General features: G+C 41.8%; 21 protein-coding genes. 4 read left to right on the top strand and 17 right to left on the bottom strand.

Features of this window, described 5'->3' with window-relative positions:
* Positions 1–26: 26 nt before the first annotated feature.
* The 7 genes from IRB79_RS08120 to IRB79_RS08090 all read right to left on the bottom strand — a co-directional run bounded on the left by IRB79_RS08120 (position 27) and on the right by IRB79_RS08090 (position 7,474).
* Entirely contained in the window at positions 27–821 is a 795-nt protein-coding gene (locus IRB79_RS08120) for an ABC transporter ATP-binding protein (RefSeq protein ID WP_243507999.1), read from the bottom strand.
* The gene (locus tag IRB79_RS08115) at positions 796–1,818 is read right to left on the bottom strand and encodes an ABC transporter permease (RefSeq protein ID WP_243507997.1); all 1,023 of its coding nucleotides are present in this window, start codon (positions 1,816–1,818) and stop codon (positions 796–798) included. The genes IRB79_RS08120 and IRB79_RS08115 overlap by 26 nt, the downstream gene beginning before the upstream one ends.
* A gap of 54 nt (positions 1,819–1,872) precedes the next feature.
* Positions 1,873–2,883: an ABC transporter substrate-binding protein gene (locus IRB79_RS08110; protein ID WP_243507995.1), complete on the bottom strand. Its 1,011-nt coding sequence runs from the start codon at positions 2,881–2,883 to the stop codon at positions 1,873–1,875.
* 190 nt (positions 2,884–3,073) lie between these two features.
* Positions 3,074–3,850, bottom strand: coding sequence for an enoyl-CoA hydratase-related protein (locus IRB79_RS08105; protein WP_243507993.1), 777 nt, complete (start codon positions 3,848–3,850; stop codon positions 3,074–3,076).
* A gap of 125 nt (positions 3,851–3,975) precedes the next feature.
* Complete coding sequence (locus IRB79_RS08100) at positions 3,976–5,532, bottom strand: fatty acid--CoA ligase family protein (RefSeq protein WP_243507991.1); 1,557 nt, start codon at positions 5,530–5,532, stop codon at positions 3,976–3,978.
* Between the two features lie 205 nt (positions 5,533–5,737).
* Complete coding sequence (locus IRB79_RS08095) at positions 5,738–6,727, bottom strand: lipoate--protein ligase (RefSeq protein ID WP_243507989.1); 990 nt, start codon at positions 6,725–6,727, stop codon at positions 5,738–5,740.
* A 12-nt stretch (positions 6,728–6,739) separates the two neighbouring features.
* Positions 6,740–7,474, bottom strand: coding sequence for an MBL fold metallo-hydrolase (locus IRB79_RS08090; protein ID WP_243507987.1), 735 nt, complete (start codon positions 7,472–7,474; stop codon positions 6,740–6,742).
* Between the two features lie 326 nt (positions 7,475–7,800).
* Here IRB79_RS08090 and yhfH point away from each other — a divergent pair, with 326 nt between their 5' ends.
* The gene (yhfH, locus tag IRB79_RS08085; RefSeq protein ID WP_009331400.1) at positions 7,801–7,935 is read left to right on the top strand and encodes a protein YhfH; all 135 of its coding nucleotides are present in this window, start codon (positions 7,801–7,803) and stop codon (positions 7,933–7,935) included.
* Positions 7,936–7,987: 52 nt separating this feature from the next.
* On the opposite strand, the gene IRB79_RS08080 is transcribed toward yhfH, so the two are convergent.
* From IRB79_RS08080 to hemE, 5 genes are all read right to left on the bottom strand, one after another.
* Positions 7,988–10,156 (bottom strand): YhgE/Pip domain-containing protein, encoded by a 2,169-nt coding sequence (locus tag IRB79_RS08080; protein ID WP_243507985.1) that lies wholly within the window; start codon positions 10,154–10,156, stop codon positions 7,988–7,990.
* Positions 10,157–10,229: 73 nt separating this feature from the next.
* Positions 10,230–10,802, bottom strand: coding sequence for a TetR/AcrR family transcriptional regulator (locus tag IRB79_RS08075; RefSeq protein ID WP_243507984.1), 573 nt, complete (start codon positions 10,800–10,802; stop codon positions 10,230–10,232).
* 112 nt (positions 10,803–10,914) lie between these two features.
* Positions 10,915–12,354 carry a protoporphyrinogen oxidase gene (gene hemY / locus IRB79_RS08070; protein ID WP_243507981.1) on the bottom strand — a complete coding sequence of 480 codons (1,440 nt, stop codon included), beginning with the start codon at positions 12,352–12,354 and terminating at the stop codon, positions 10,915–10,917.
* Between the two features lie 30 nt (positions 12,355–12,384).
* The gene (gene hemH, locus IRB79_RS08065; RefSeq protein WP_243507979.1) at positions 12,385–13,317 is read right to left on the bottom strand and encodes a ferrochelatase; all 933 of its coding nucleotides are present in this window, start codon (positions 13,315–13,317) and stop codon (positions 12,385–12,387) included.
* Positions 13,318–13,440: 123 nt separating this feature from the next.
* Entirely contained in the window at positions 13,441–14,487 is a 1,047-nt protein-coding gene (gene hemE / locus IRB79_RS08060) for a uroporphyrinogen decarboxylase (RefSeq protein WP_243507978.1), read from the bottom strand.
* A 322-nt stretch (positions 14,488–14,809) separates the two neighbouring features.
* Between hemE and IRB79_RS08055 the strand changes: the two genes are divergently transcribed.
* Positions 14,810–15,319 (top strand): antibiotic biosynthesis monooxygenase family protein, encoded by a 510-nt coding sequence (locus tag IRB79_RS08055; RefSeq protein ID WP_243507976.1) that lies wholly within the window; start codon positions 14,810–14,812, stop codon positions 15,317–15,319.
* Positions 15,320–15,353: 34 nt separating this feature from the next.
* Here IRB79_RS08055 and IRB79_RS08050 read toward each other — a convergent pair whose 3' ends face one another.
* The 3 genes from IRB79_RS08050 to liaF are packed head-to-tail and all read right to left on the bottom strand — an operon-like array spanning position 15,354 to position 17,866.
* Entirely contained in the window at positions 15,354–15,992 is a 639-nt protein-coding gene (locus tag IRB79_RS08050; RefSeq protein ID WP_243507974.1) for a response regulator transcription factor, read from the bottom strand.
* The gene (locus tag IRB79_RS08045; protein ID WP_243507972.1) at positions 15,989–17,035 is read right to left on the bottom strand and encodes a sensor histidine kinase; all 1,047 of its coding nucleotides are present in this window, start codon (positions 17,033–17,035) and stop codon (positions 15,989–15,991) included. Before IRB79_RS08045 ends, IRB79_RS08050 begins: the two co-directional genes overlap by 4 nt.
* A gap of 6 nt (positions 17,036–17,041) precedes the next feature.
* On the bottom strand, positions 17,042–17,866 hold the full coding sequence (liaF, locus tag IRB79_RS08040) for a cell wall-active antibiotics response protein LiaF (RefSeq protein WP_243507970.1): 825 nt from the start codon (positions 17,864–17,866) through the stop codon (positions 17,042–17,044).
* 252 nt (positions 17,867–18,118) lie between these two features.
* Between liaF and IRB79_RS08035 the strand changes: the two genes are divergently transcribed.
* Positions 18,119–19,525, top strand: a complete 1,407-nt coding sequence (locus IRB79_RS08035) for a hypothetical protein (protein ID WP_243507968.1) — start codon at positions 18,119–18,121, stop codon at positions 19,523–19,525.
* A 39-nt stretch (positions 19,526–19,564) separates the two neighbouring features.
* On the opposite strand, the gene IRB79_RS08030 is transcribed toward IRB79_RS08035, so the two are convergent.
* Entirely contained in the window at positions 19,565–20,221 is a 657-nt protein-coding gene (locus IRB79_RS08030; protein ID WP_243509314.1) for a phosphatase PAP2 family protein, read from the bottom strand.
* A 160-nt stretch (positions 20,222–20,381) separates the two neighbouring features.
* Between IRB79_RS08030 and IRB79_RS08025 the strand changes: the two genes are divergently transcribed.
* Positions 20,382–21,587 carry a M20 family metallopeptidase gene (locus IRB79_RS08025; protein WP_243507966.1) on the top strand — a complete coding sequence of 402 codons (1,206 nt, stop codon included), beginning with the start codon at positions 20,382–20,384 and terminating at the stop codon, positions 21,585–21,587.
* Between the two features lie 33 nt (positions 21,588–21,620).
* On the opposite strand, the gene IRB79_RS08020 is transcribed toward IRB79_RS08025, so the two are convergent.
* Positions 21,621–22,346, bottom strand: coding sequence for an EcsC family protein (locus tag IRB79_RS08020; RefSeq protein ID WP_243507964.1), 726 nt, complete (start codon positions 22,344–22,346; stop codon positions 21,621–21,623).
* Positions 22,347–22,367 lie beyond the last annotated feature (21 nt).

Here is a 22,367-nt window from a genome sequence, read left to right as displayed (position 1 = left end):
GCCAAAAGCCTTTGTCCGGTATCCCTTTAGATTAATACAGCCTTGTCGCTGCTCATTTTCTCTCCGCGGATTTTTTGGAATTCTTCAAGCAGTTTTTCTACAGTCAAATCTTTCTTTTGGTCTTCATTTGTTTCAAAAATGATCTGGCCCTTGTCCATCATGATCAGCCTATTTCCCAGGTCAAGCGCCTGCTGCATATTGTGGGTCACCATTAATGTGGTAAGTTTATATGTTTCCACAATCTCTTTCGTAAGGCTGGTAATCAATTCTGCACGAGCCGGGTCCAAGGCAGCGGTATGTTCGTCCAAAAGCAATATTTTAGGCTCTGTAAAAGTCGCCATCAACAGGGATAATGCCTGCCTCTCCCCGCCTGACAGCAGTCCGACTTTTGCTGAAAGCCTGTTTTCCAATCCAAGATGCAGCATTTCCAGCTTTTCCCGGAAAAAGTCGCGGCGTTTCTTGGAAACTCCTTTGCGAAGGCCGCGCGCCATAGTTCTCGAATAAGCAATGGCCAGATTTTCCTCTATCGTCATGGAAGGGGCTGTTCCTGCCATCGGATCCTGGAAAACGCGTCCAATCAGCCTGGATCTTTTATGTTCCTTCACAAGAGTGACATCAGTGCCATCAACCAGCACTTCTCCCATATCAGGAATCAATTTGCCGGAAATCATATTCATAAGGGTAGATTTTCCCGCTCCATTACTGCCGATAACCGTCATGAAGTCGCCTGGCTTTAAATGAAGATTGATTCTGTGAAGTGCTGTTTTTTCGTCTGGAGTTCCCTCATTAAACACTTTATGAATCTGATTTAATTGCAGCAAGATGTTCACCACTTTTCCCGTAAGCATTAGTTTTTTTCGCTTCCGCTAATCTCCGCCGCTTTCTCTGCTTTTCTTTTTGCTGCTGAATAAGCTTGGGCAGAATCAGCGCACCAATCACGATTACTGCTGTGATTAGCTTCATATCTCCTGTTTCAAGGAATTCAACTCTCAATGCAAGAGTTACTATAATACGATATAAAATGGCTCCTCCGATGACAGCCAGCGTTGCTCGGACAATTGTTTTTGCACCAAAGATTGCTTCTCCAATGATTACGGATGCAAGTCCGATGATAATCATCCCGATTCCCATTCCGACGTCACTGAATCCGTTATACTGTGCCACTAATGCTCCAGAAAAAGCAACCAGTGCATTTGAAATGCCCAAGCCAGCTATCTTCAGAAGATCTGTATCAGCCGAAAAGCTTCGGATCATCGTCTCATTGTCGCCTGTTGCACGTATAGCCAGGCCAATATCTGTCTTTAAGAAAAGATCAATCAATACTTTCACAGCAAAGGCTAATATTAGCATTAAAATGAGAATACCCCAGGTCTTTGGGATGAAACCCATTCCCAGTGCCCCAAACAGGCTTTGAATAGCCTGATCAATCCCAAGCCCCTGCCAGAATGCTGTAAGCTTTGTGATAGCCGTTTCCTCTGACAGCAGAGGAACATTTGACTTGCCCATAATCCTGAGATTGATAGAGTACAATGCGATCATCATTAATATTCCGGACAAGAGGGCATTAATTTTTCCTTTTGTATGAAGAAGGCCTGTAAGGCAGCCTGCTGCAAAACCCGCAAGCAAAGCTGTCATTGTTGCCAAAAATGGATTGTATCCTCCTACTATCATGACAGCTGCTACAGATGCGCCCGTTACAAAGCTTCCATCCACCGTCAGATCGGGAAAATCCAGTATTCTGAATGATAGGTAAACCCCCAATGCCATTAAGGCATAAATTGCTCCTGCCTCAATGGAACCAAAGATCGCTGTTGGCATAGTAATCTCCCTTTCTATTAGAAAAGCGTAAGCGCTGGTGGTTATTTGCTGGTATTACTCCACAAACTCGGCAAGATCGCTCCATTCCTCTTTTAAGTCAATTCCCATTTCTTCTGCAGCCTTTTTATTGATTACCAGCTTTAGATTCTGCGGATATTGGACAGGAAGTTCGGAGGGTTTCTTGCCGTCTTTTAAAATTTTTGCAGCCATTTCCCCGGCTTCATACCCGATATCTTCATAGTCAAATCCGTAAGCAGCAAAGCCCCCGCGTTTAACAGAATCCAGCTCTCCTACGAATAGCGGAATGTCATTGTCGTTTGAAACCTGAATGACGGATTCCAAAGCGGAAACGACAGTATTATCCGTAATAATATAGATGGCATCTGCTTTTCCGACAAGTGATTCTGCAGCCTGTTTCACTTCAGAAGAATTGGATACGGTAGCTTCGGCCAATTTCATATCTGAACCTGAAAGAGCTTCCTTCACCTTTTCAATCTGCACCTCTGAATTTTGTTCTCCAGAATTGTAAATAACACCCACCGTTCCAGCCTCAAACTGTTCATCTATAAATTTAACCATGTTGGGTATCGCATCAGGATGCGTATCTGTTGTACCAGTTATATTTCCTTCAGGTGAATCCATTGATTTTACTAATTGCGCACCCACTGGATCAGTTACTGAAGTAAATACAATTGGTATATCCTTCGTTGCATTCAGTGCACTTAATGCACTGGGGGTAGAGTTGGCAAAGATCAGGTCTACTCCATCACCGGCAAAATTATTGGCAATGGATTGATTATTATTCTGGTCCCCCTGAGCAATCTGGACATCGTAGCTTGCTTCAATACCAGATTCCTCTAATGCCTTTTTAAAGCCCTCCAGTGCCGCATCTAACGAAGGATGCTCGACAATCTGCGTAACTCCTATTTTAAATGATTCTTCCTTTTCTTTATCAGAAGAACCTGCATCTCCATTTGTGCTTTCACTGCCGCAGCCGCTTAGCAGCAATGTTCCCATAAGACCTGCTGCAGCTATTGCTTTAAATGATTTTATTCTCTCTAACATACTAGATGATCCCCCTTTTATCTCTATCTTTCCACTTCAACACTTTTATGCTTTTATGCTTTTATTCACTAAATTATATAGTTAACATCCTGACTATTCAAGATGTTTTTTAATAATTTTCTAAAAATTATTATTTTAATAGAAAAGACACAGCAAAATTCTGCCGTGTCCCATTACTTGCTTATTCATTTTATTTCCCTTTAAACTCAGGTTTTCTTTTTTCAGCAAAGGCTGAAAGAGCTTCAACTCTATCTTCTGTTGGGATAATGACTTCATATGCCTTCCTTTCAATCTGAAGCCCAGTCTGCAGATCGACGCCCATTCCATGCTTTACAGCAAATTTAGCCTGCTGAAGGGCAAGCGGGCCGTTATTAAGCATTTGTCCGGCAAATTCAAAACAATCATTTAAGAGATTTTCTTTTTCAGTCACTTTAGTAAGGATGCCGTATTCAAGCGCTTCTTCAGAAGTAAGCCTTTTAGCCGTCAAAATTAATTCAAGGGCTTTGGCCTGGCCAATCAATCTTGGGAGCCTTTGGGTGCCGCCTGCTCCTGGTATTATGGCTAAACTTGTTTCTGTAAGTCCCATGGAAGTGCCTGAAACTGAGATGCGGAAATCGCAGGATAGAGCCAATTCCATCCCGCCCCCGAAGGCAAAACCGTTTATAGCAGCGATAGTAGGCTGCGGAAGCTGATCAACAAGCGAGAATACCTCACCTATTTTATATATATTTCTGCGGACTTGTTCTTCAGATAGGGTCCTGCGCTCTTTTAAATCTGCTCCCACACTGAATGCTTTTTCTCCAGCCCCTGTAAAAATCACGGCACGAACATCAGGGCTGGTGCGCAGTTTCTCAACTGATTCCTGAAGCTCCGATAAGGTCTCAAAATTAAAAGCATTCAATGCATCAGGGCGGTTAATCGTTACGACCGCAATATGGCCTTTTGTTTCGACTGCAATAGAACTCATATGTATCTCTCCTCTTTCCAGTGCTATCTAATAATTCGATAAATTCCGTGAAAACCCTTTCAAATTTGTTAATTTGAAATTAGAAAAGTAAAGGACAGACACATCCCATGCCTGTCCTTAAAAGCCTATTTAGTCTGAAGAACCTGATTCCTCAATGCTCTCCGCAAAATTTTACCAGTTGTGTTCTTTGGAAGCTCCTCTAAAAACTCGATCGATGTCGGCACTTTATATTTAGCCAGATGCTCAGCACAGTATGCAAGCAGCAATTCTTCTGTCAGCTGAGGATTTTTAGTTACTGCATAGCACCTCACCGCTTCTCCCAGATTCGGGTCAGGCACGCCCAATACAGCAACTTCAACTACATCCTCGTGATTATAGAGCACCTCTTCTACTTCCCGCGGATACACATTATATCCGCCGACTAAAATAAGGTCCTTTTTACGGTCAACGATATAAAAGTAGCCTTCCTCATCCTTTTTTGCGAGGTCTCCTGTATAAAGCCAGCCATCGCGAATAGTAGCCGCGGTTTCTTCCGGCAGCTTGTAGTACCCCTTCATCACGTTGGGCCCGCGTACAATCAGTTCACCTACTTCACCAACAGAAACTTCCTCTCCCAGTTCATTTACGACCTTATTCTCAACGTTCATAATGGATTGCCCGATCGAGCCTGCTTTTCGCGGCTTATCAAGCGGATTAAAGCAGGTAACCGGAGAAGCTTCTGAAAGACCATATCCTTCTGAGACAATGACATTGAATTTTTTCTCAAAGCCATGAAGAAGTGCAACAGGCATGGCAGCACCGCCCGAAATGCAAAGCCTTAACGATTTCAGATCTTCCGGGTTGCCATCATCATACTGAAGAAGGAAATTGTACATGGTCGGAACGCCGGCAAAAACAGTAGGTTCATATTTTTTAGCGAGTCTAAAAATCTCTTTCGGGCTGAATTTTGGATCTATTAAAATAGTAGCCCCATTCATCAGCGGTGCATTGAGAGCAACCGTTAAACAGAAAACATGAAACATCGGCAAAGTAGTGATAACCCGGTCATTTTCGTTCATGTGCAAATAGTCGCTGACATCCTTTGCATTGCTGTAGAGGTTTTTATGTGTCAGCATGGCACCTTTTGGCTTGCCTGTTGTACCGGATGTATATAGGATAACGGCTGTTTCATCTTCTTCGAGTTCAGGGCCTTTAAAATCCAAATCTCCTGAAGCTATCACCTGTGTAAACGATTTCATTTTTAAGAAAGCTGATAATGCAGACGAGTCGACTTTTGAAGCCTGTCCCTGCGGGGTTTCACAAATAATAAAGTTCTCCACCTTTGGAAGAGCCTGATGCATCTTCTCAATCAAAGGCACTAATAGATCAAGCGTAACAACCGCTTTTACATCACCATTATTAACAATGTAGCCAATTTCATCAGGTGTATAGATTGGGTTGATCGGTATAACAGTTGCTCCAAGCCGCAGTGCTCCATGCAGGCCGATGACAAAATGCGGTGAATTCCCCAGTAAAAGAGCAATATGATCTCCTTTTTTCACTCCCAGCTTTGAGAGCCCATCCGCAAATTTGGTCACTGCACCATCAAGCTCCGCATATGTACTGGACTGGTCCAAAAAATAATAGGCAGTCTTATTGCCCATCTTGATCGCCGTTTCATGCAGCTGCTCTGTTAAATTCATTTACACTCCCCCTACAATGAATGAATAGTCATTCATTTTTATTAAAAAAATTTTCTAAATATATTATATTGAAAGAAATTTTTGTATTCAAGTAGGAAAGCGAATTGTTCACAATTTCTTTTTTACAGCGAAACTTCCTTTCGCAAGACTTTATATAAATATAAGAAAAGCCGGCATTATGCCAGCTTTCAAATAAATGACCGCATTAATAAATCAGGTTGATAAATTCGGTCTTTGTCACATTTCCGAAGTAATGCTTAATGTCCACTTCTTCAAGGGCATTTTCAATCTCTGACTTTTCATAGCGAATTCCTGTAAGCTTGTTTTCAATTTCGCTGACATCGCCAACCCCAAAGAAGTCTCCGTAAATTTTACATTCCTCAATTTTCCCTTTTGTGACATTAAGTCTAATATCAATTTGCCCCACTGGGAAACGATGCGAGTGCTGTAGATCAAATTTGGGAGATTTTCCATAATTCCAATCCCAGTTTTGATAGCGCTCCTTGGACAGCTGGTGAATTTTTTCCCAATCATCATTTGTGAGCTTGTACTCTGGAATTTCATCTAAATCACCAAAAATATTCTTAAGCAGCAAATTGCGAAACTCTTGAATTGTGATTTTTTTATCCAGGAACTCTGAGATATTAGCAACCCGGCTTCGAATAGATTTAATGCCTTTCGATTCAATTTTATCTTTCTTTACCTTTAGTGCCGAAACTACACTTTCTATTTCGGAATCAAACAAGAGGGTGCCATGGCTAAACATTCTGCCTTTAGTAGAAAACTGGGCATTCCCGGATATCTTTCTGCCTTCTGCCATCAGGTCATTTCGGCCGCTCAATTCAGCATTAACACCAAGCTTCTGCAAAGCTTCTACAACTGGTTCGGTGAACTTTTGAAAGTTATGGAAGCTTTCTCCATCATCTTTTGTGATAAAGCTGAAGTTGAGATTGCCTAAATCATGATAAACAGCCCCGCCGCCAGAAAGCCTTCTGACCACATGGATGCCATTGTTCTCGACATATTCAGTATTAATCTCTTCAACGGTATTCTGGTTTTTTCCAATAATTATGGAAGGTTCATTAATATAAAAAAGCAAATAGGTTTCTTCAATATCAAGATTCTTTAGTGCATATTCCTCAATAGCAAGGTTAATTCTGGGATCTGTGATTCCCTGGTTGTCAATAAAAAGCATCTGTTTTCCTCCTCAAAAAGTATGGGACCATTGATAATCCGCAATAGAAATAGGACCGGTATATTTTGTTGAAGCCTCTTCCTTCAGTTTTCGAAGTTCACCATAATGAGGCAAATGAGTCAGCAGCAAATTTTTGACATTTGCTTTGCTGGCCAATGTTCCAGCATCCAAGCTTGTCATATGCCCTGCATTTTTTCCATTTTGATGACCATAAAAATTGCATTCGCAAACTAATAAATCAGCATTTTCGCTAAATGCAACCAGCTCTTCTTTATATGAGGTATCAGCCGTATAAATAAGCGTTTTGCCGTCTGCTTCAATTCTCATTGCATAGCATGTCACAGGGTGATTAGTCTTTAAAAAGCGAATTTGAAACGGCCCTGCAGAGAGAGTGCCATCAGGATCATAGCAGACTCCTTTTGTGATATCCTTGTATGTAAATTTGGCAAATTCATGCTGATCAAGGGAATGACCATAAATCGGGAGTGTATCTGTTTTCCTGCCCAAAAAACCCTGAATGAGCCTTGCATGCTGCAGAACCCCTATATCCGCAATGTGATCTGGGTGGTAATGGGAGATAATCAATGCATCCAATTCTTCTGGCTGAAAAAAATTCTGCATTTTTGAAAGGACGCCGCTTCCGCAGTCGATCAGCAAATGAAACCCTTCATGCTCCAGCAAATACCCTGAACTGGCCTCATCTGCTTTAGGATAACCGCCCCAGCTCCCAATAACAGTTAACTTCATCACGTTTCCTCCTTATAAAAAAAGCGCAAGGCGCCCGCCTTTTCCGGCTTAGACCTGAAAGGCGCTGGCGCCTGGAGCCAGACAGTTATCTAACTTCAGAGTTTATAGCTTATCACTTTAGAAAAGCGTAAACCTTACGCTTTGACTTATAACAAACTCTCAAGAAAGACCCAGCTTTCCTATGTCCAATATACTCGATTATGCCTATTTTTTCACTTTTTTAAAATTGTATTGAAACAGAAGTTGACATATGAATTCTGTTATAATACAATCAACTTAAATAATCAAACTATTTAGAACAAATTCACAAATTAGGAGGCTTCAACATGATTCAAAACATTATGGAGTTTTTCAGAAACCTGCCGGCAAAACAATGTTCAGAATGCGGGAAGTCGATCGAAGAGCAGCATGAATGCTACGGAAACAAGTGTGATAAGTGCATGGGAATAACAGATTTATAGAATAATATATTAAAAGCCAGCCCTGTGGGCTGGCTTTGTTTTTTGCTTATAATCAATCAGCCTGCCCTGCAGCAGCTGCAAATTTTTTCTTGTGCATTGCAGTAAAGTAAACAAAAGTTCCTGCAATGAACAGGGCAGCAAAACTCAATAGAATGACTGCATTCTCCCACATGAAATCAAAATTTCCGCTAGAAATGACAGCCTTTAGTCCGGAAACAGAATAGGTCATAGGCAAGTATGAACTGATTGGCTGAAGTGCATTAGGAATCAGCTCAAGCGGGAAAGTACCAGCACTTGTTGTCAGCTGGAGAATTAATATGATTATTGCAACAAACCGGCCCGGATCACCCATGACGGTGACAAAAAATTGAATCAGCGCTATGAAAGTAATGCTGGTTATGATTGTAAACAGAAGAAACAAAGGTACACTCTGCACTTCCAGGCCAAGTCCCAGCAATAGAATCATGGCTGCAATGAGACCCTGAATAATGCCTATTCCAGCAAGAATCCCAAACTTGCTTGCAAACCAGCTAAATCCTGACCGCGGAACGCCAGCCGGCTCCCGAAGCGGGAATACAATAGAAAGAAGCAGAGCACCTACGAAAAGGCCAAGAGACAGAAAATAAGGCGCGAACCCTGTACCATAGTTAGGAACTTCTGTAATCTTCTCATTATCTATTTCTACCGGGTTTGCCATCATATTATAAGTTTTATCGCTGGCATTTACAGATGAAGCATTTTCAGCGCCATCCGCTAATTTATTTGCTAACTCTGAAGATCCTTCATAAATTTGTGTATTACCTTCAGCTACTTTGCCTGCGCCATCTTCAAGCTGCTTTGTGCCATCTGCAAATGCAGCTGAACCTTGGGTCAGTTTGCCAAGCCCGCCTGATAAATCTGCTGCACCGCCTGCTAGCCTGTCTGCTCCGGCTTGTGCTTCACCAAATTTCTGAGCAAATGTTTCCATTCCAGCACCGAAATCTTTATGGCCCTGTACTAGCTGCTGAGAACCAGTTTCCAGCTCGGATGCCCCTTGGGCAAGCTGATTTATTCCCTGCTGGAGCTGCAGCTGTCCTTCATTTAGCTGCCCCATTTTTTGGGACAATTCGGCTCCTCCCGCAGATAGTTTGCCAGCTGACTCAGCAAGCTGGGCTGATCCAGCCTTCAGCTGGGCAAGCGCAGTCTGAAGCTCAGCTTTTTCAGGAGATCCATCCGGAAGCTGCGAAATAAAGCCCTGCAGCTTTTGCTCTAAAAGAGCAGTGCCTCCGCTTAGTTTTTGTGCCTCCGTTTGCCATTGTTCCAGAGATGAAGATAAGGTTTTCGCTCCATTTTCAAGCTGCTCGGTTCCATCAATCATAACAGGAAGTTTTTCCTTTACAGTAACAATCCCTGCCTTTGTTTGTGTAACACCTGCAGAAAGCTTTTCACTTCCAGATTCCAGCTGATCAGATGCTTTACTTAATTCTGATTGGCCTTCAGCCAGTTTGCCTAATCCTTCTGAAAGGGATTTAGCTCCTTCTGCCATTTCCTCTGAACCTTTGCTTGCTGAGCTTACGCCATTATTGAATTCAATGGATTTATCGGCCAAAAGCTCCAGCTTCTCATGCAGCGTTTTAGAACCATCCTTTAAACCTGCAGCTCCTTCGCTGATTTGAAGAGCCCCATCACTTGCCTGTCCAATGCCATCTGCCAGTTCCCCTACCTTATCGAACATTGTTTCTGCATATGTTTCAGTCACTTTTTCTGACAGAGACGCTTTAATTTTTTCTACAGCTGTTCCGCCAATTTGAGCTGATAAAAAATTGTAGCTCTCATTGGGAACGTAAATCAGGTTCATTTTCTGCGGATTGTCTTCCAGGAGAGTGGTTGCATTCTTGGAAAAATCCTTAGGGATTTCAACAAGCATATAATATTGCTGATCATTTAGATCTTTGTATGCTTCCGCTTTATCAACAAATTGAAAATTAAAGTCCTTGCTTTCCTTTAATTTATCAACAAGGTCATCGCCCAGATGCAAGTCATTTTCTTCAAATGCAGCACCGGCATCCTCGTTAACGATAGCAACAGGCAGATCATCTAAATGATCGTATGGATCCCAAAATGCCCAAAGAAACATTCCGCTGTATAAAATAGGAATAAACATTACTGCTATAATAGGAATCAGCAGCTTTTTGTTTTTTATAATTGCTGAAAACTCCTTCAAGAAAAGTTTGTTGTTCACCGTAAATCCCTCCGTTATAACTTAATGACTAAATTCCTCATTTGGTCATTTTTCTGAAAAAATTTAGGACTATCTAATTCGATAATCCTTTCATAATGTATTGTTCAAACAGCATAGCAATTTTTTCTTTTTCTAAAGGTTCATGACGCTGCTCCCAATCAAATATGAGAGCAATATAAAGCTTCAGCATCACAAAAGATGTCAGTTCCGGATCGCATTGACGGATTTCTCCTTTTTCAATCGCTTGTGCAACTTTGTCTTTTACATAATTTAATATCGCATCCTCTACTTTCCCAATTACATCTGTAACAGCAGGAGTTCCCATTTCCTTTGCTTCTTGGAAAAGCTTGATTGTCAGCTGATGCTTCATACGGAATTCAAGTATTTTATACAATCCCCGATGAACATTTTTATGAAAGGGCAAAGAAGGATCAAGCGCTTCATCAGCTGCGCTTTTCATTTCTACGATGAGCGTATGGATAATTTCATCAAACAGCTCTTCTTTATTTTTAAAGAAATTATAAATAGTGCCTTTTCCTACATTTGCAAGCTTTGCAACCTGATCCATAGTGGTTGCTTTATATCCAAACAGAGAAAATGATTTAGTGGCCGCCTCAATAATTTGCTGTTTCCGATCTGCTGACATAAACTCACCTCTTAAAAATGACTAAATGAACAAATTGGTCATTAGTACAAAAAGTAATTTATCATACTCTAATTGAAAAAGCAACCTGAAATGATGCCAATTTAAAAAGCTGTCACAAATGGACAGCTTTTTGCTTGTTGCTTTGCAAGTATTCAACTGCATTTCGAACTGCCTCTTCTGCCTGATCTATGCAGTCAGGAACGCCAAGACCTTCAAATGAACTTCCTGCCAGAAAAATGCCCGGCAGCTTTTCCTGTGCCTGTTTCTTTGCCAGCCCGACGCGTTCTTTATGTCCTACAGTATACTGCGGCATAGAATCCTTCCATCTTGTTACATAAACAAAGTCCGGATTCATTTTTATATTCATTGTTTTATTTAAATCATCAAGTACAACTTTAACAATTTGATCATCTGACAGATCCACCACAGCTTCATCACCGGCTTTGCCAACGTAACAGCGCAGAAGCACTTTTCCTTTTGGGGTCGAATGGGGCCATTTCTTATGTGTCCAGGTACATGCAGTAATGGTGTAATCACTATGGCGTGAAACAACAAAACCGGTTCCGTCAATATCCCTTTCGATCGCTTCCTCAGGAAAGGCCAGCGCTACAGTTGCCACTGAAGTGGACGGCATTTCTTTGAACTGCTCAAAAAGTCCCCAGCCAGAGAATATGCTGCACAGAGCATGGTGGGGAACAGCCATAACCATGCAATCTGCCTGAAGGTTTTCTCCGCCATTCATTTCAACTGTATAGCCTCTGCCAGCCTTCATAATCGATTCAATGCGATGGCCTTTCAGTACAGTTCCAGGTTCAAGCTTGCTCTCGAGGGCATCGACAAGTGATTGAAGCCCTGATTTGAAAGTAAGGAACATCCCTTCTTTGCTCTTGCGGTTTGCGGCTTGTTTCGGCTGAGATCCTGTGGACTTTTTCATTCCCAGAATTAAACTTCTATACTTCTGCTCAACCTGGTAAAACTGCGGGAAAGTGGCCATAAGGCTTAATTGATCAATATCGCCAGCATATATGCCAGAGAGAAGCGGTTCAATCAAATTATCGACAACCTCATCACCAAGCCTTCTTCTAAAAAAGGCACCCAGTGACTGATCATTGGAAGGATTGGAGCGCGGCAGCACAAAATCTGCAACAGCTCTTGCCTTCCCTGCGGGAGAGAATAAGCCGGTTGTAATAAAGGGAGCAATTTGTGTCGGGATCCCCATGATGGATCCGCCCGGCATTGGAAATAGACGCTGCCTTACAAGCACATAGGACTTACCGGATGTATTTCTCACAAGCTCTTTTTCCAGGCCTGCTTCCTTGGCAAGCCGGGACGCACTTTGTTTACGGGCCAAAAAGGAATCTGGCCCTCTTTCGATCACAAAACCGTCTCGTGTTATCGTTTGAATCTTGCCGCCAAGACGATGTGAGGCTTCTATGAGCTTTATATCCAGGGCCATTCCTTTTTCTTTTGCTTCCTTCTGCAGATAGTAAGCTGCAGCAAGACCAGTAATTCCTCCTCCGGCAACAACAACTTTCTGTCTCTCTCCCTGCACGGTAAATCGCCTTCTTTTCTAATTTTTTGCTTATCTATTCAGCAATTTAAAAATGGCATCTGACATCGCATCAATAAACTCCGGCTTAGAATTTGGCATTTCGGGACGGTAATAGCCTGCACCAAGCTCATCAGTGACAACTTTGCATTCATAGTCATTGTCGTACAGCACTTCAAGATGATCTGACACAAAACCAACAGGAGTATACACAAATGCCTTGTAGCCCTTGTTTTCATAAAGGTCTCTTGTCAAATCCTGCACATCAGGACCAAGCCAAGGCTCAGGTGTGTTTCCTGCACTTTGCCAGCCAACGGCATAGTTTTTGACACCAGCCTGTTCGGCAATGAGGTCAGCTGTTTCCTGCAGCTGATGCGGATATGGATCCCCTGATTTCAGAATTTTTTCAGGCAAACTATGTGCAGAAACAATTAACACTGCAGAATCTTTTTCTTCAGCAGGCATTTTATCGAATGTTTCCTTTACACGATCGGCCCAATATTTGATAAACTTAGGCTCTTTATACCAGCTTTCAACTGATTTTATTACAGGACCACCAAGCTTTTCAGCCTCTTCTTTGGCTCTGCCGTTATATGATTTTACGCTAAAGGTTGAGAAATGAGGTGCAAGAACAATGCTGACAGCCTCTTCAATCCCATCCTCATGCATTTGTTTAACCGCATCTTCTACGAAAGGCTCAATATGCTTTAACCCTAAATACATTTTGAATTCATAATCGTCCTGAATTTCATTTAAATGCAGTTCAAGTTTTTCAGCCTGATCTTTAGTAATTTCTGCAAGCGGTGATATTCCGCCAATCGCTTCATATCTGCTTCTTAAATCTTCAAGCATTTCCTCAGAAGGCTTTCTTCCCCTGCGGATATGTGTATAGTAACGCTCAATGTCTTCTTCCTTATAGGGAGTTCCATAAGCCATTACAAGTAAACCCATTGTCTTTTTACCCATGTCATCCACCTCAAATTCTTTCTGTCTCCAGTTTTTATTGTGCCAAAAAACAAATCGATTACAAAACAAATGCTCATAGCAATATGCAAATGCAGCCTGCTATCGCATAAAGCAAACCGGAGGCTACTTGCTTAATTTTGAAGCAGAGTATTCATGAATAAAAGTTGTTAATTTTCTTAAGGTGTCCGGATTAACCTCCGGGAAAACACCATGCCCAAGATTGAATATATAACCCGGCTGGGCCATTCCCTGATCGAGAATTGCTTTTGCCTTTTCCTCTATAACCTCCCATGGTGCAAGGAGAATAGCCGGATCAAGATTGCCCTGAACTGTTTTGGAGATGCCTTTTGCCCTTGCTTCCTGAATCGGAAGTCTCCAATCCAGCCCAACTACATCAAGCGGCAGATCGTCCCACTCCAATGCCAGGTGGCTTGCGCCTACACCGAACATGATCAGCGGGACATTCTCTTCTTTTAAGGCAGAGAAAATACGATTCATTACAGGCTTAATAAAATAGCGGTAATCCTCCACATTTAAGGCGCCAACCCATGAATCGAAAATCTGGATGGCTTTTGCACCTGCTTTGACCTGGGATTTCACATATGTAATAGTCATTTCCCCAAGCTTATCCATTAAAGCAAACCAGGCTTTAGGTTCTGCATACATGAATGCTTTCGTTTTGTTGTAATTCTTTGATGGTCCGCCTTCAATCATATAACTGGCAAGAGTAAATGGAGCCCCTGCAAAACCGATTAGAGGCACAGTCAACTGCTCTTGAGTAAGAAGCTTAATAGTATCCAGTACATATGGAACGTCCTCTTCCGGATTTATTTCCCCAAGCTTCTCTACATCTGCTATGGAACGGATTGGATTTGAAATAACAGGGCCGATACCTGATTTAATTTCCACATCAACCCCAATGGCAGGAAGCGGTGACATAATATCTTTATAAAGAATGGCAGCATCATTGTTATATTGCTCTACCGGCAGCCTTGTAACATAAGCACAAAGCTCAGGCTGGTGTGTAATTTCGAATAGGGAGTATTTTTCTTTTATCGCTCTATATTCCGGCTGCGAGCGGCCAGCCTGGCGCATATACCAAACAGGAACATAATCTGTCTGTTCCCCCCTTGCTGCCTTCAGAAATGTATCATTAAATGAGTTTGTCATTAAATTTTATCCACCTTTCAAGACTTGTCTGCGTATTATTGTAATATATATATACCAAAATTAGAAATCGCCAGTATCTATCCTTTATGACTATATCCTTTTTTCTCTGTTTTTGTATAGATTTGAAGGCCAAATGTCAAAAATTTGACGTTTTTAACTGTCTAAATAAGGGAAAATTAAAGAATGTAAGGATATTAGCACATTAAAAATTTAAATTTATGAGTGAAGTGTTTATGATGTAGATTCTATTAATAGCATGATGCTTTCACTAAAATGACCTTTAAAGAACACTATAAAACTTTTCCAAGTGGAGTGAGAAAAAATGAAGATATATATGGCCAGAGGAACTTACGATTTTTTGAAAAAAATTGAGGAAAAGCACTCCGATGAAACCATGGTTGCAATGCAAAATACTGAGAGTGCCTTATTAATCCACGAAACTGCAGGCGCCTCCATTTTTAAAGAACCTCGTTCCTATGAAGTAATTGATTCTTCCGGGACATTCACGGATGCAGGATTTGCAGTTCTGAATAATATACCTGTTACAGATGAAGGCAGGCCGCTTTTTGAGCACCGGTTTAAAAACAGGGCGGGACTTATCGAAAATGAACCGGGATTTGCGGCTATCCGGGTTCTGCGGCCTCTTGAATCAAACACATATATCATTCTAACGCTATGGCGGGATGAAAAATCCTTTAAGAACTGGCAGAATTCCAAAGCATATGAAAAAGCACATGAAAAACGCGGGACGGAAAGCGGCATCGATAAGACACCGAATATATTCTCCAGCCCTTCATATGTGACCCAATATTATATCCCTGAAGAAGAGTAATAGAAAAGGATGAGCTGCATCGGCTCATCCTTTTCTATGCCTGCTTTTTAATTATGCCATTTCGATTGGCATAAACCGCTGCCTGTGTACGGTCAGTAACGCCCAGTTTACTGAGGATATTGCTTACATGTGTTTTGACTGTTTTGATGCCAATGAACAATTCTTCACTTATTTCCTGGTTTGTCATCCCTTCCCCAATGCAGAGCAGGACATCAAACTCCCTTTCAGTTAAATCGTCATGAGGCTTTTTCTCTTTTTCTCTAAAACGGCTTACCATTTTCCCTGCAACCTTTGATTCAATAACGGGCTCTCCTTTTGCAGCTTTCTTAATTGCATTCACAACCTCGGCAGCATTTGCTGTTTTAAGCATATAGCTGAACGCACCCGCTTCAATTGCCGGGAAAACTTGTTCATCATCGTAATAGCTGGTTATGATTATAATTTTGCATCCAGGATAGCTTTTTAAAATCTCCCTTGTCGCTTCAATTCCGTTCCCATTTTCCATCAGCAAATCCATCAGAACGATTTCCGGCCGTTCTTTGAGTACAAGCTGTACAGCATCATTTCCGCTTTCTGCTTCCCCAATCACCTCTATGCCAGCTTCCGTTGCCAAATAAGAAATAATGCCCTTTCTTACCATTTCATGATCATCTACTACAGCAACCCTGATCATTTCAGCATCTCCTCTTTTGCCGGTATTTTGATATCTATATAGGTTCCTTCGTTTTTTTTAGAACGTATTTTGAATATTCCGCCTACTTCTTCACAGCGTTCCCTCATTGTCTTCAGCCCATAGGAGGTTATCCTCTCTTTATGAGGATTAAAACCTTTACCATTATCAGCAATAAAAAGATAAATGTAATCTTCTTCTTCCGTTAAAGTTATTTTTATATTCCCTGCATCAGCATGGCGGAGCACATTGGATAAGGCTTCCTGCACGATCCGAAACAAATGCTCTTCCGCTGCTTTCGAAAGATTTTCGATCTCATCAATGCTTGCGTGAAAATGGATGTTTGTCTTTGCCTTTAACTCCTGTATCAGCTTAATAATTCCATCGCATAGCCTGTCATCACTCAGTTGCACTGGCCTCAAATGGAGAAGAAGAGCCCTCATTTCCCCCTGCGCTTTCGCAGCGATTTCAGAGATTTCATTTAACTGCTCCCTTGCTTTATCACTATCCAAATCAAAAACTCTTAGGGCAGCTGAAGACATCATACTCAAAGCGAAAAGCTGCTGGCTCACAACATCATGCAGATCCCTTGCCAGGCGCTGTCTTTCTTCCATCACAGCAGCTGAATGGGCTGTTTGTGCCAGGATAGACTTTTCATCAGCAAGCCGCTGCATGGAAAAAACCTGCTCCTGGATATTTTCCGCCAGCTGATTCAGTTCATCTGAAATTAATCCTATCTCATCTTTTTCATAAGATTCCATCCGATCAGCATACTTGCCGCTTCTTAAAGTTGAAACAAATAATAAAATATCACCGAGCCTGCCTTTTATTAAATAGCTGCCCTTAAGCCCAAAGTAGGCTCCCGTAAGGAGTAAAATGGTTAAAGCGTACAAAAAAAGCCAGAAGGTGCTCTTTATCGTCATTGGCGATTCAGGATTATAAAATAGATACACCTGTAAGCCGACAAAAAAGATTAATGAACTTATAATGGCCATCATAATGAAGCTCTGTACAAACCAATACCTGATTCCGGTTTTTCTCATCATATACCCCTATACTTTATCGATCCGGATGGATCCAATTTTTACTTGTACAGCGATTCTCAGCTTTCTTGATGCTTCATCGTAACCTGGCGACTTATATTGAAGACTGCGGTTAATGTCACCTGTCTTTTGATCAAAAATACGAATGTCTCCTATATTAATATTTGACTGGATCATCACCGGAATATTTTCAGGGATGATCATTTTTACATCCCCAATCCACCCTCTTACAATGACAGGTGTCTCTTTCTCCGGGATGAAAGCCTTGCTGAAATCAATAAAATAATCACCGATCATTGTATATAAATCCATTGGCTCCAGAGACCAATTTGGCTGTTTAAAATCCACATCGCCAATCGAAAAACCTCTTATATTTTTAAGCGGCTGCGGGCTTTCGTATTTTGAGATATTAATAACCTTCTTCTCCGCTGCACCTTTGTTTTTTTCATAAATATCCGCCGGGAAGTCCTGTTCAAAATGAATCTTTAAACGATCTTTTTTTAATAAAATATTAATGCCGAAAAAAATAAGAAACAGGGGCCAGAGTTTCCATATTTCCATAAACCTAAATTCAATTACTTCGAAACGATCAAGGATTAATAGAAATGAAAATACTATTAGAAATAACCCGGGAAACATTCCGCTCCGGCTTTTCTTCAACATGTATGACAGCAGGCAATGGAATCCTGCAGCCAATAGAATAAAGGGGTAAATTACGACAAATACCTCTTTTATTTCCAAGGAAATGACACCTATGTTCATAAGGAGAAGCAAAACTCCAACTGCTGATAAAGTTACCGCGAAGATTATCTGATTAACTGACCTGTATCTCATAGGCGTTCCCTTCCTTCTTTTCTCCTATTCTTGTATTCGCTAAAATAGAAACCTTTTCCTCCAGTATTTTCATTTTATCACTCAGCTTTTTTATGGAAACATTCCGCAGAGTGGTTCAGCCTCCGCCTCCGGACGGATGCAATCCATATCACCATTTATTTCTTTCCATCATATTCTGTACTACATTCCAAATCGGGTGATTCGCCTAAATCGGCGCTTCTCTTATGGAATTATGAAAGGGGGAGACTATAGATGGGAGTTGAACTAACAGCCATCCATTGGATTTATGTTCTTTTTATTCTGTTTATTATTGGTTTCATGATTATGAGGAGAGATACAACCCTTGTCTGTATTTCAGGAATCTTTATAATTGCCATAACGGCTACCGGCTCCTTAAGCAGTTCAGTCAGCAGTATTTTTACCAGTTTTATATTTGCCATTACAGAACTCCTTTCCACTATACTGGTCATTTCGATAATCGTCGCCATGAGCCGGACACTGACCACAACTGGAATCAATGATGTCATGATCTCTCCTTTTACCAAATTAATCAGAACACCAGCACTTGCCTATTGGACTATTGGGATTTTGATGATGGTCATCTCATGGTTTTTTTGGCCATCTCCTGCAGTTGCATTAATGGGGGCAGTACTTCTTCCAGTAGCCATTCGAGTTGGATTGCCTGCTTTGGGCGTTGCAATGGCCATGAACCTATTCGGGCACGGAATTGCACTATCTGGCGATTTTATAATCCAGGCTGCACCGAAGTTAACTGCCGATGCAGCCGGGCTTCCTGTCGGGGAAGTCATATCAGCCAGTATTCCGCTTGTTATTATTATGGGAGCAGTGACAACTATTACAGCTTTTTATCTTATAAAGAGAGACATGAAAAGCGGAAAACTGACTGCAGCAACAGGACTCACCGTGGATACCCCTGCTGAACTTCAGTCTGACGACAGTCAACAACATCTGCTATCACTTAATCAAAAGCGTTTTTTTGCACTATTCATACCTGTTTTATTTGCTGCTGATGTTGCTGCCATGTTTGCACTGGACCTCCAGGGCGGTGACGCTACAGCTTTAGTAGGAGGAACATCGATTTTCATCCTTCTGATGATTACGCTATCTGCCCATCGCAATAAAGGCCTTGAAAAAACAACTGGCTATTTAGTTGAAGGCTTCCAGTTTGGTTTTAGGGTATTTGGCCCTGTAATTCCAATAGCAGCTTTCTTTTATTTGGGGGACGCTGGATTTACACAAATGATAGGAGACTTTCTGCCAAAAGACTCTCATGGAATTGTTAATGATCTTGGAGTTGGTCTGGCTTCTGCTGTCCCTTTAAGTAAAGAAGCAGGCGCCATTACATTAACAGTGGTTGGCGCCATTACCGGCCTGGACGGATCTGGTTTTTCCGGCATATCACTTGCCGGCTCGATTGCAAGCCTGTTTGCTGCAGCCATAGGCACAGGTGCGGCAACCTTAACAGCTCTAGGCCAGGTAGCCGGAATCTGGGTAGGCGGCGGTACGCTTGTTCCCTGGGCCCTCATCCCTGCAGCAGCCATCTGTAATGTAGACGCTTTTGAACTGGCTCGCAGGAATTTGCTTCCGGTGACAATTGGTTTAATTGTTACAACTATTGCAGCCATGTTCCTCATTTAAAAAGCAGCAAAGAGACTATCTGCGATAGTCTCTTTGCTTTTATGCCGATTCTCTTTGGTGTGAATTTCTTCTGAACATTGACTTTAGTGCCGCGTAAAGGGAAATGGAAATGAATACCCAAATATAGCCTGCTGCAAATCCCGCTGCAATATCTGACGGATAATGTACACCCATCACAATCCGGCTGATTCCCATTAGGAAAATCCAAATGCCAGCTAAAATCGCCGTCATCCATTTTGCAGAACTGGACTTTAATTCGTTAATGATAAAATAGGCAATAACCGTATACAGGATCATCCCAATCATAGCGTGTCCGCTCGGAAAGCTGAGACTCGCCACATCAACCAGCTGTTCCTGATCAGGGCGCGGCCTTCCGATAGCCTCTTTAAGCCACTTATTTACTTCATTTCCCGCTGCAACAGCAAAAACTACTGATGCCATCGCTTCATAATTCCTATATTTAAACAAAAGCAACAATAAGAATGCCAATGTGATGATTCCAACACCGGCTTTATCCCCCAAACTGTCCATAGCTTCAAAAAATGGATGGGTGTTTTCTGAAAACAAACCTGTAAAAAATTCCGAAAAATAACGATCAAATATCAGTGATGTTCCGATATTAACAGAAGTCAAAAAATAAAGAAAAACTGCTGCTGATACAGCCAGGAAAAAGTATGCCCATTTAGATTTATGCATTTCCAATCTTACAAATACCTCCCATTCAGCACTTTAATTTATAGTATCATCTCTTCTTCCCTTTTATTATGTTAAGTTTGAGAAAAAAGAAGATTTTCTCCTTTAACCTATTAAAGAATGTTATAATAATGAAAAAATTATGCAGTTAGGAGAGGGAATCATGTCCGAAACATTATTTGAAAAACTGGAAAGCTATTACGATGAAATGGTCTCCATCCGCCGCTATCTTCACCAGAACCCTGAAGTATCCTTTAAGGAAGAAAAGACGTCTCACTATATCAAAACCTATTATAAAAATCTGGGTATTGAAGTCCGGGGGCATGTAGGAGGAAATGGAGTAGTTGCTAAGATCCATGGCAGCAAACCAGGAAAAACCATCGCTTTAAGAGCCGATTTTGATGCACTGCCTATCCAAGATGAAAAGGATGTCCCATATAAATCATTGGTACCGGGTGTTATGCATGCTTGCGGACACGATGGACACACAGCAACTTTGCTTGTGCTGGCAAAGGCACTCAATGAACTTCGCGATGAATTAGAAGGTACATATGTCATGATTCACCAGCACGCCGAGGAATATGCCCCAGGCGGAGCGAAATCGATGATCGAAGATGGCTGCCTTGATGGAGTAGATGCCATTTTTGGAACTCACCTATGGGCATCCGAACCAACAGGGAAAATTCAATATCGAGTCGGTCCATTTATGGCAGCAGCAGACAGATTTGAAGTTTCCATTCAAGGAAAAGGCGGGCATGGAGCACAGCCTCACAAAACAAAAGATGCGATTGTAACTGCGTCCCAGCTGGTCGTCAATCTTCAGCAAATCGTCAGCAGAAAAGTAAATCCAATAGATTCTGCTGTTGTAACAGTTGGATCCTTCGTAGCTGATAACGCATTTAATGTAATTGCCGATAGAGCAAAATTGATCGGTACCGTCCGCACATTTAACGAAGACGTCCGAAATAATATCGAAGAGGAAATCGGGCGCATAGTAAAAGGAACATGCTACACAGCAGACAGTGCTTATGAGTATCAGTTCCATAGGGGCTACCCTGCTGTTGTGAATCATAAAAAAGAAACCGAATACCTGGCTGAACTAGCAGGGAAAATTAATGAAGTCAAATGGGTGGAAGAGACAGACCCTGAGATGGGCGGAGAAGATTTCGCTTATTACCTGCAGCATGTGAAAGGCACCTTCTTCTTTACAGGTGCAAGACCGGAAAACACAGTTGAAAATTACCCGCACCATCATCCAAAGTTTGATATCGATGAAAAAGCCATGCTGATCGCAGCCAAAACATTGGGAGCAGCAGCTTTAAACTATCATAGCTTTCAGGAAAGCAAGGATTCTGTTGAGGTAGGATAGTAAGGAGAAAGTCCGTAAAAAACAGCCCCAAGCCTAATCAGGCCTTGGGGCTGTCTTTAATATCCGCAGACGATAAGCATTTTTAGCGGTTTCTCCTAAATGGTCAAGCAAATTATAATTCGCATACGCCCCAACAGCAGCACCTATACCGGGCACCAGCTGGAGCATCTTAACGAGGTCGATATAATCACGGTATTCCTGCTGAAACACCTTCCAGTCCATTTCTGCTAATGCTTCCTTACGGTCATCCCATTCTTCAATCAGCTTCAGTGTTTCTTTCCTTTTGTCATCGCTGGAAAATGCGAGCTGAAAGACGTGCAGGAGAAACAGGCGCTCTTCATAATCATTTGTATCAAATCCATATATGGCAGCAGCCTCAAAAAGAAATTTCATCTTTATGCTTAGCAGCAAAGGAAAATCAGCCAGGCCAAGGAGAATTCCCCCTGCCCCAGTTCCGGCACCTTCGACCGCAGCTGTTTTGCGGTAGGTCGAAACCTTCTCTTCAAGCATGTGATCCATCACTTCAAGGCCGCGGCCGGCAGATTGTTTTTTTCTGGTGGTTGCATTTGATCCAATCAGGGTTGCCTTCACCATATTTTTTATGCTGTCTGTAATAATTTGATGAGCTTTTTCAGGTATTATACTATTTACCTTTGTTTGAGCTTTTTTTGAAAGGCGAGTCAGCATACTGGAGCGCTTATTTATTCGCATCTTCCATTCTTCAATTTCGTGATATGCATTTAATTCATACTCCCTCATTTTCATACCTGCCTTTTTTCA

Origin of the sequence: Cytobacillus oceanisediminis, assembly GCF_022811925.1 — a bacterium.
In the GTDB taxonomy this organism is placed as follows: Bacteria; Bacillota; Bacilli; order Bacillales; family Cytobacillaceae; genus Cytobacillus; species Cytobacillus oceanisediminis_D.
Note: the sequence above shows the minus strand (reverse complement) of the source record. Positions and strands in the feature narration are given on the sequence as shown.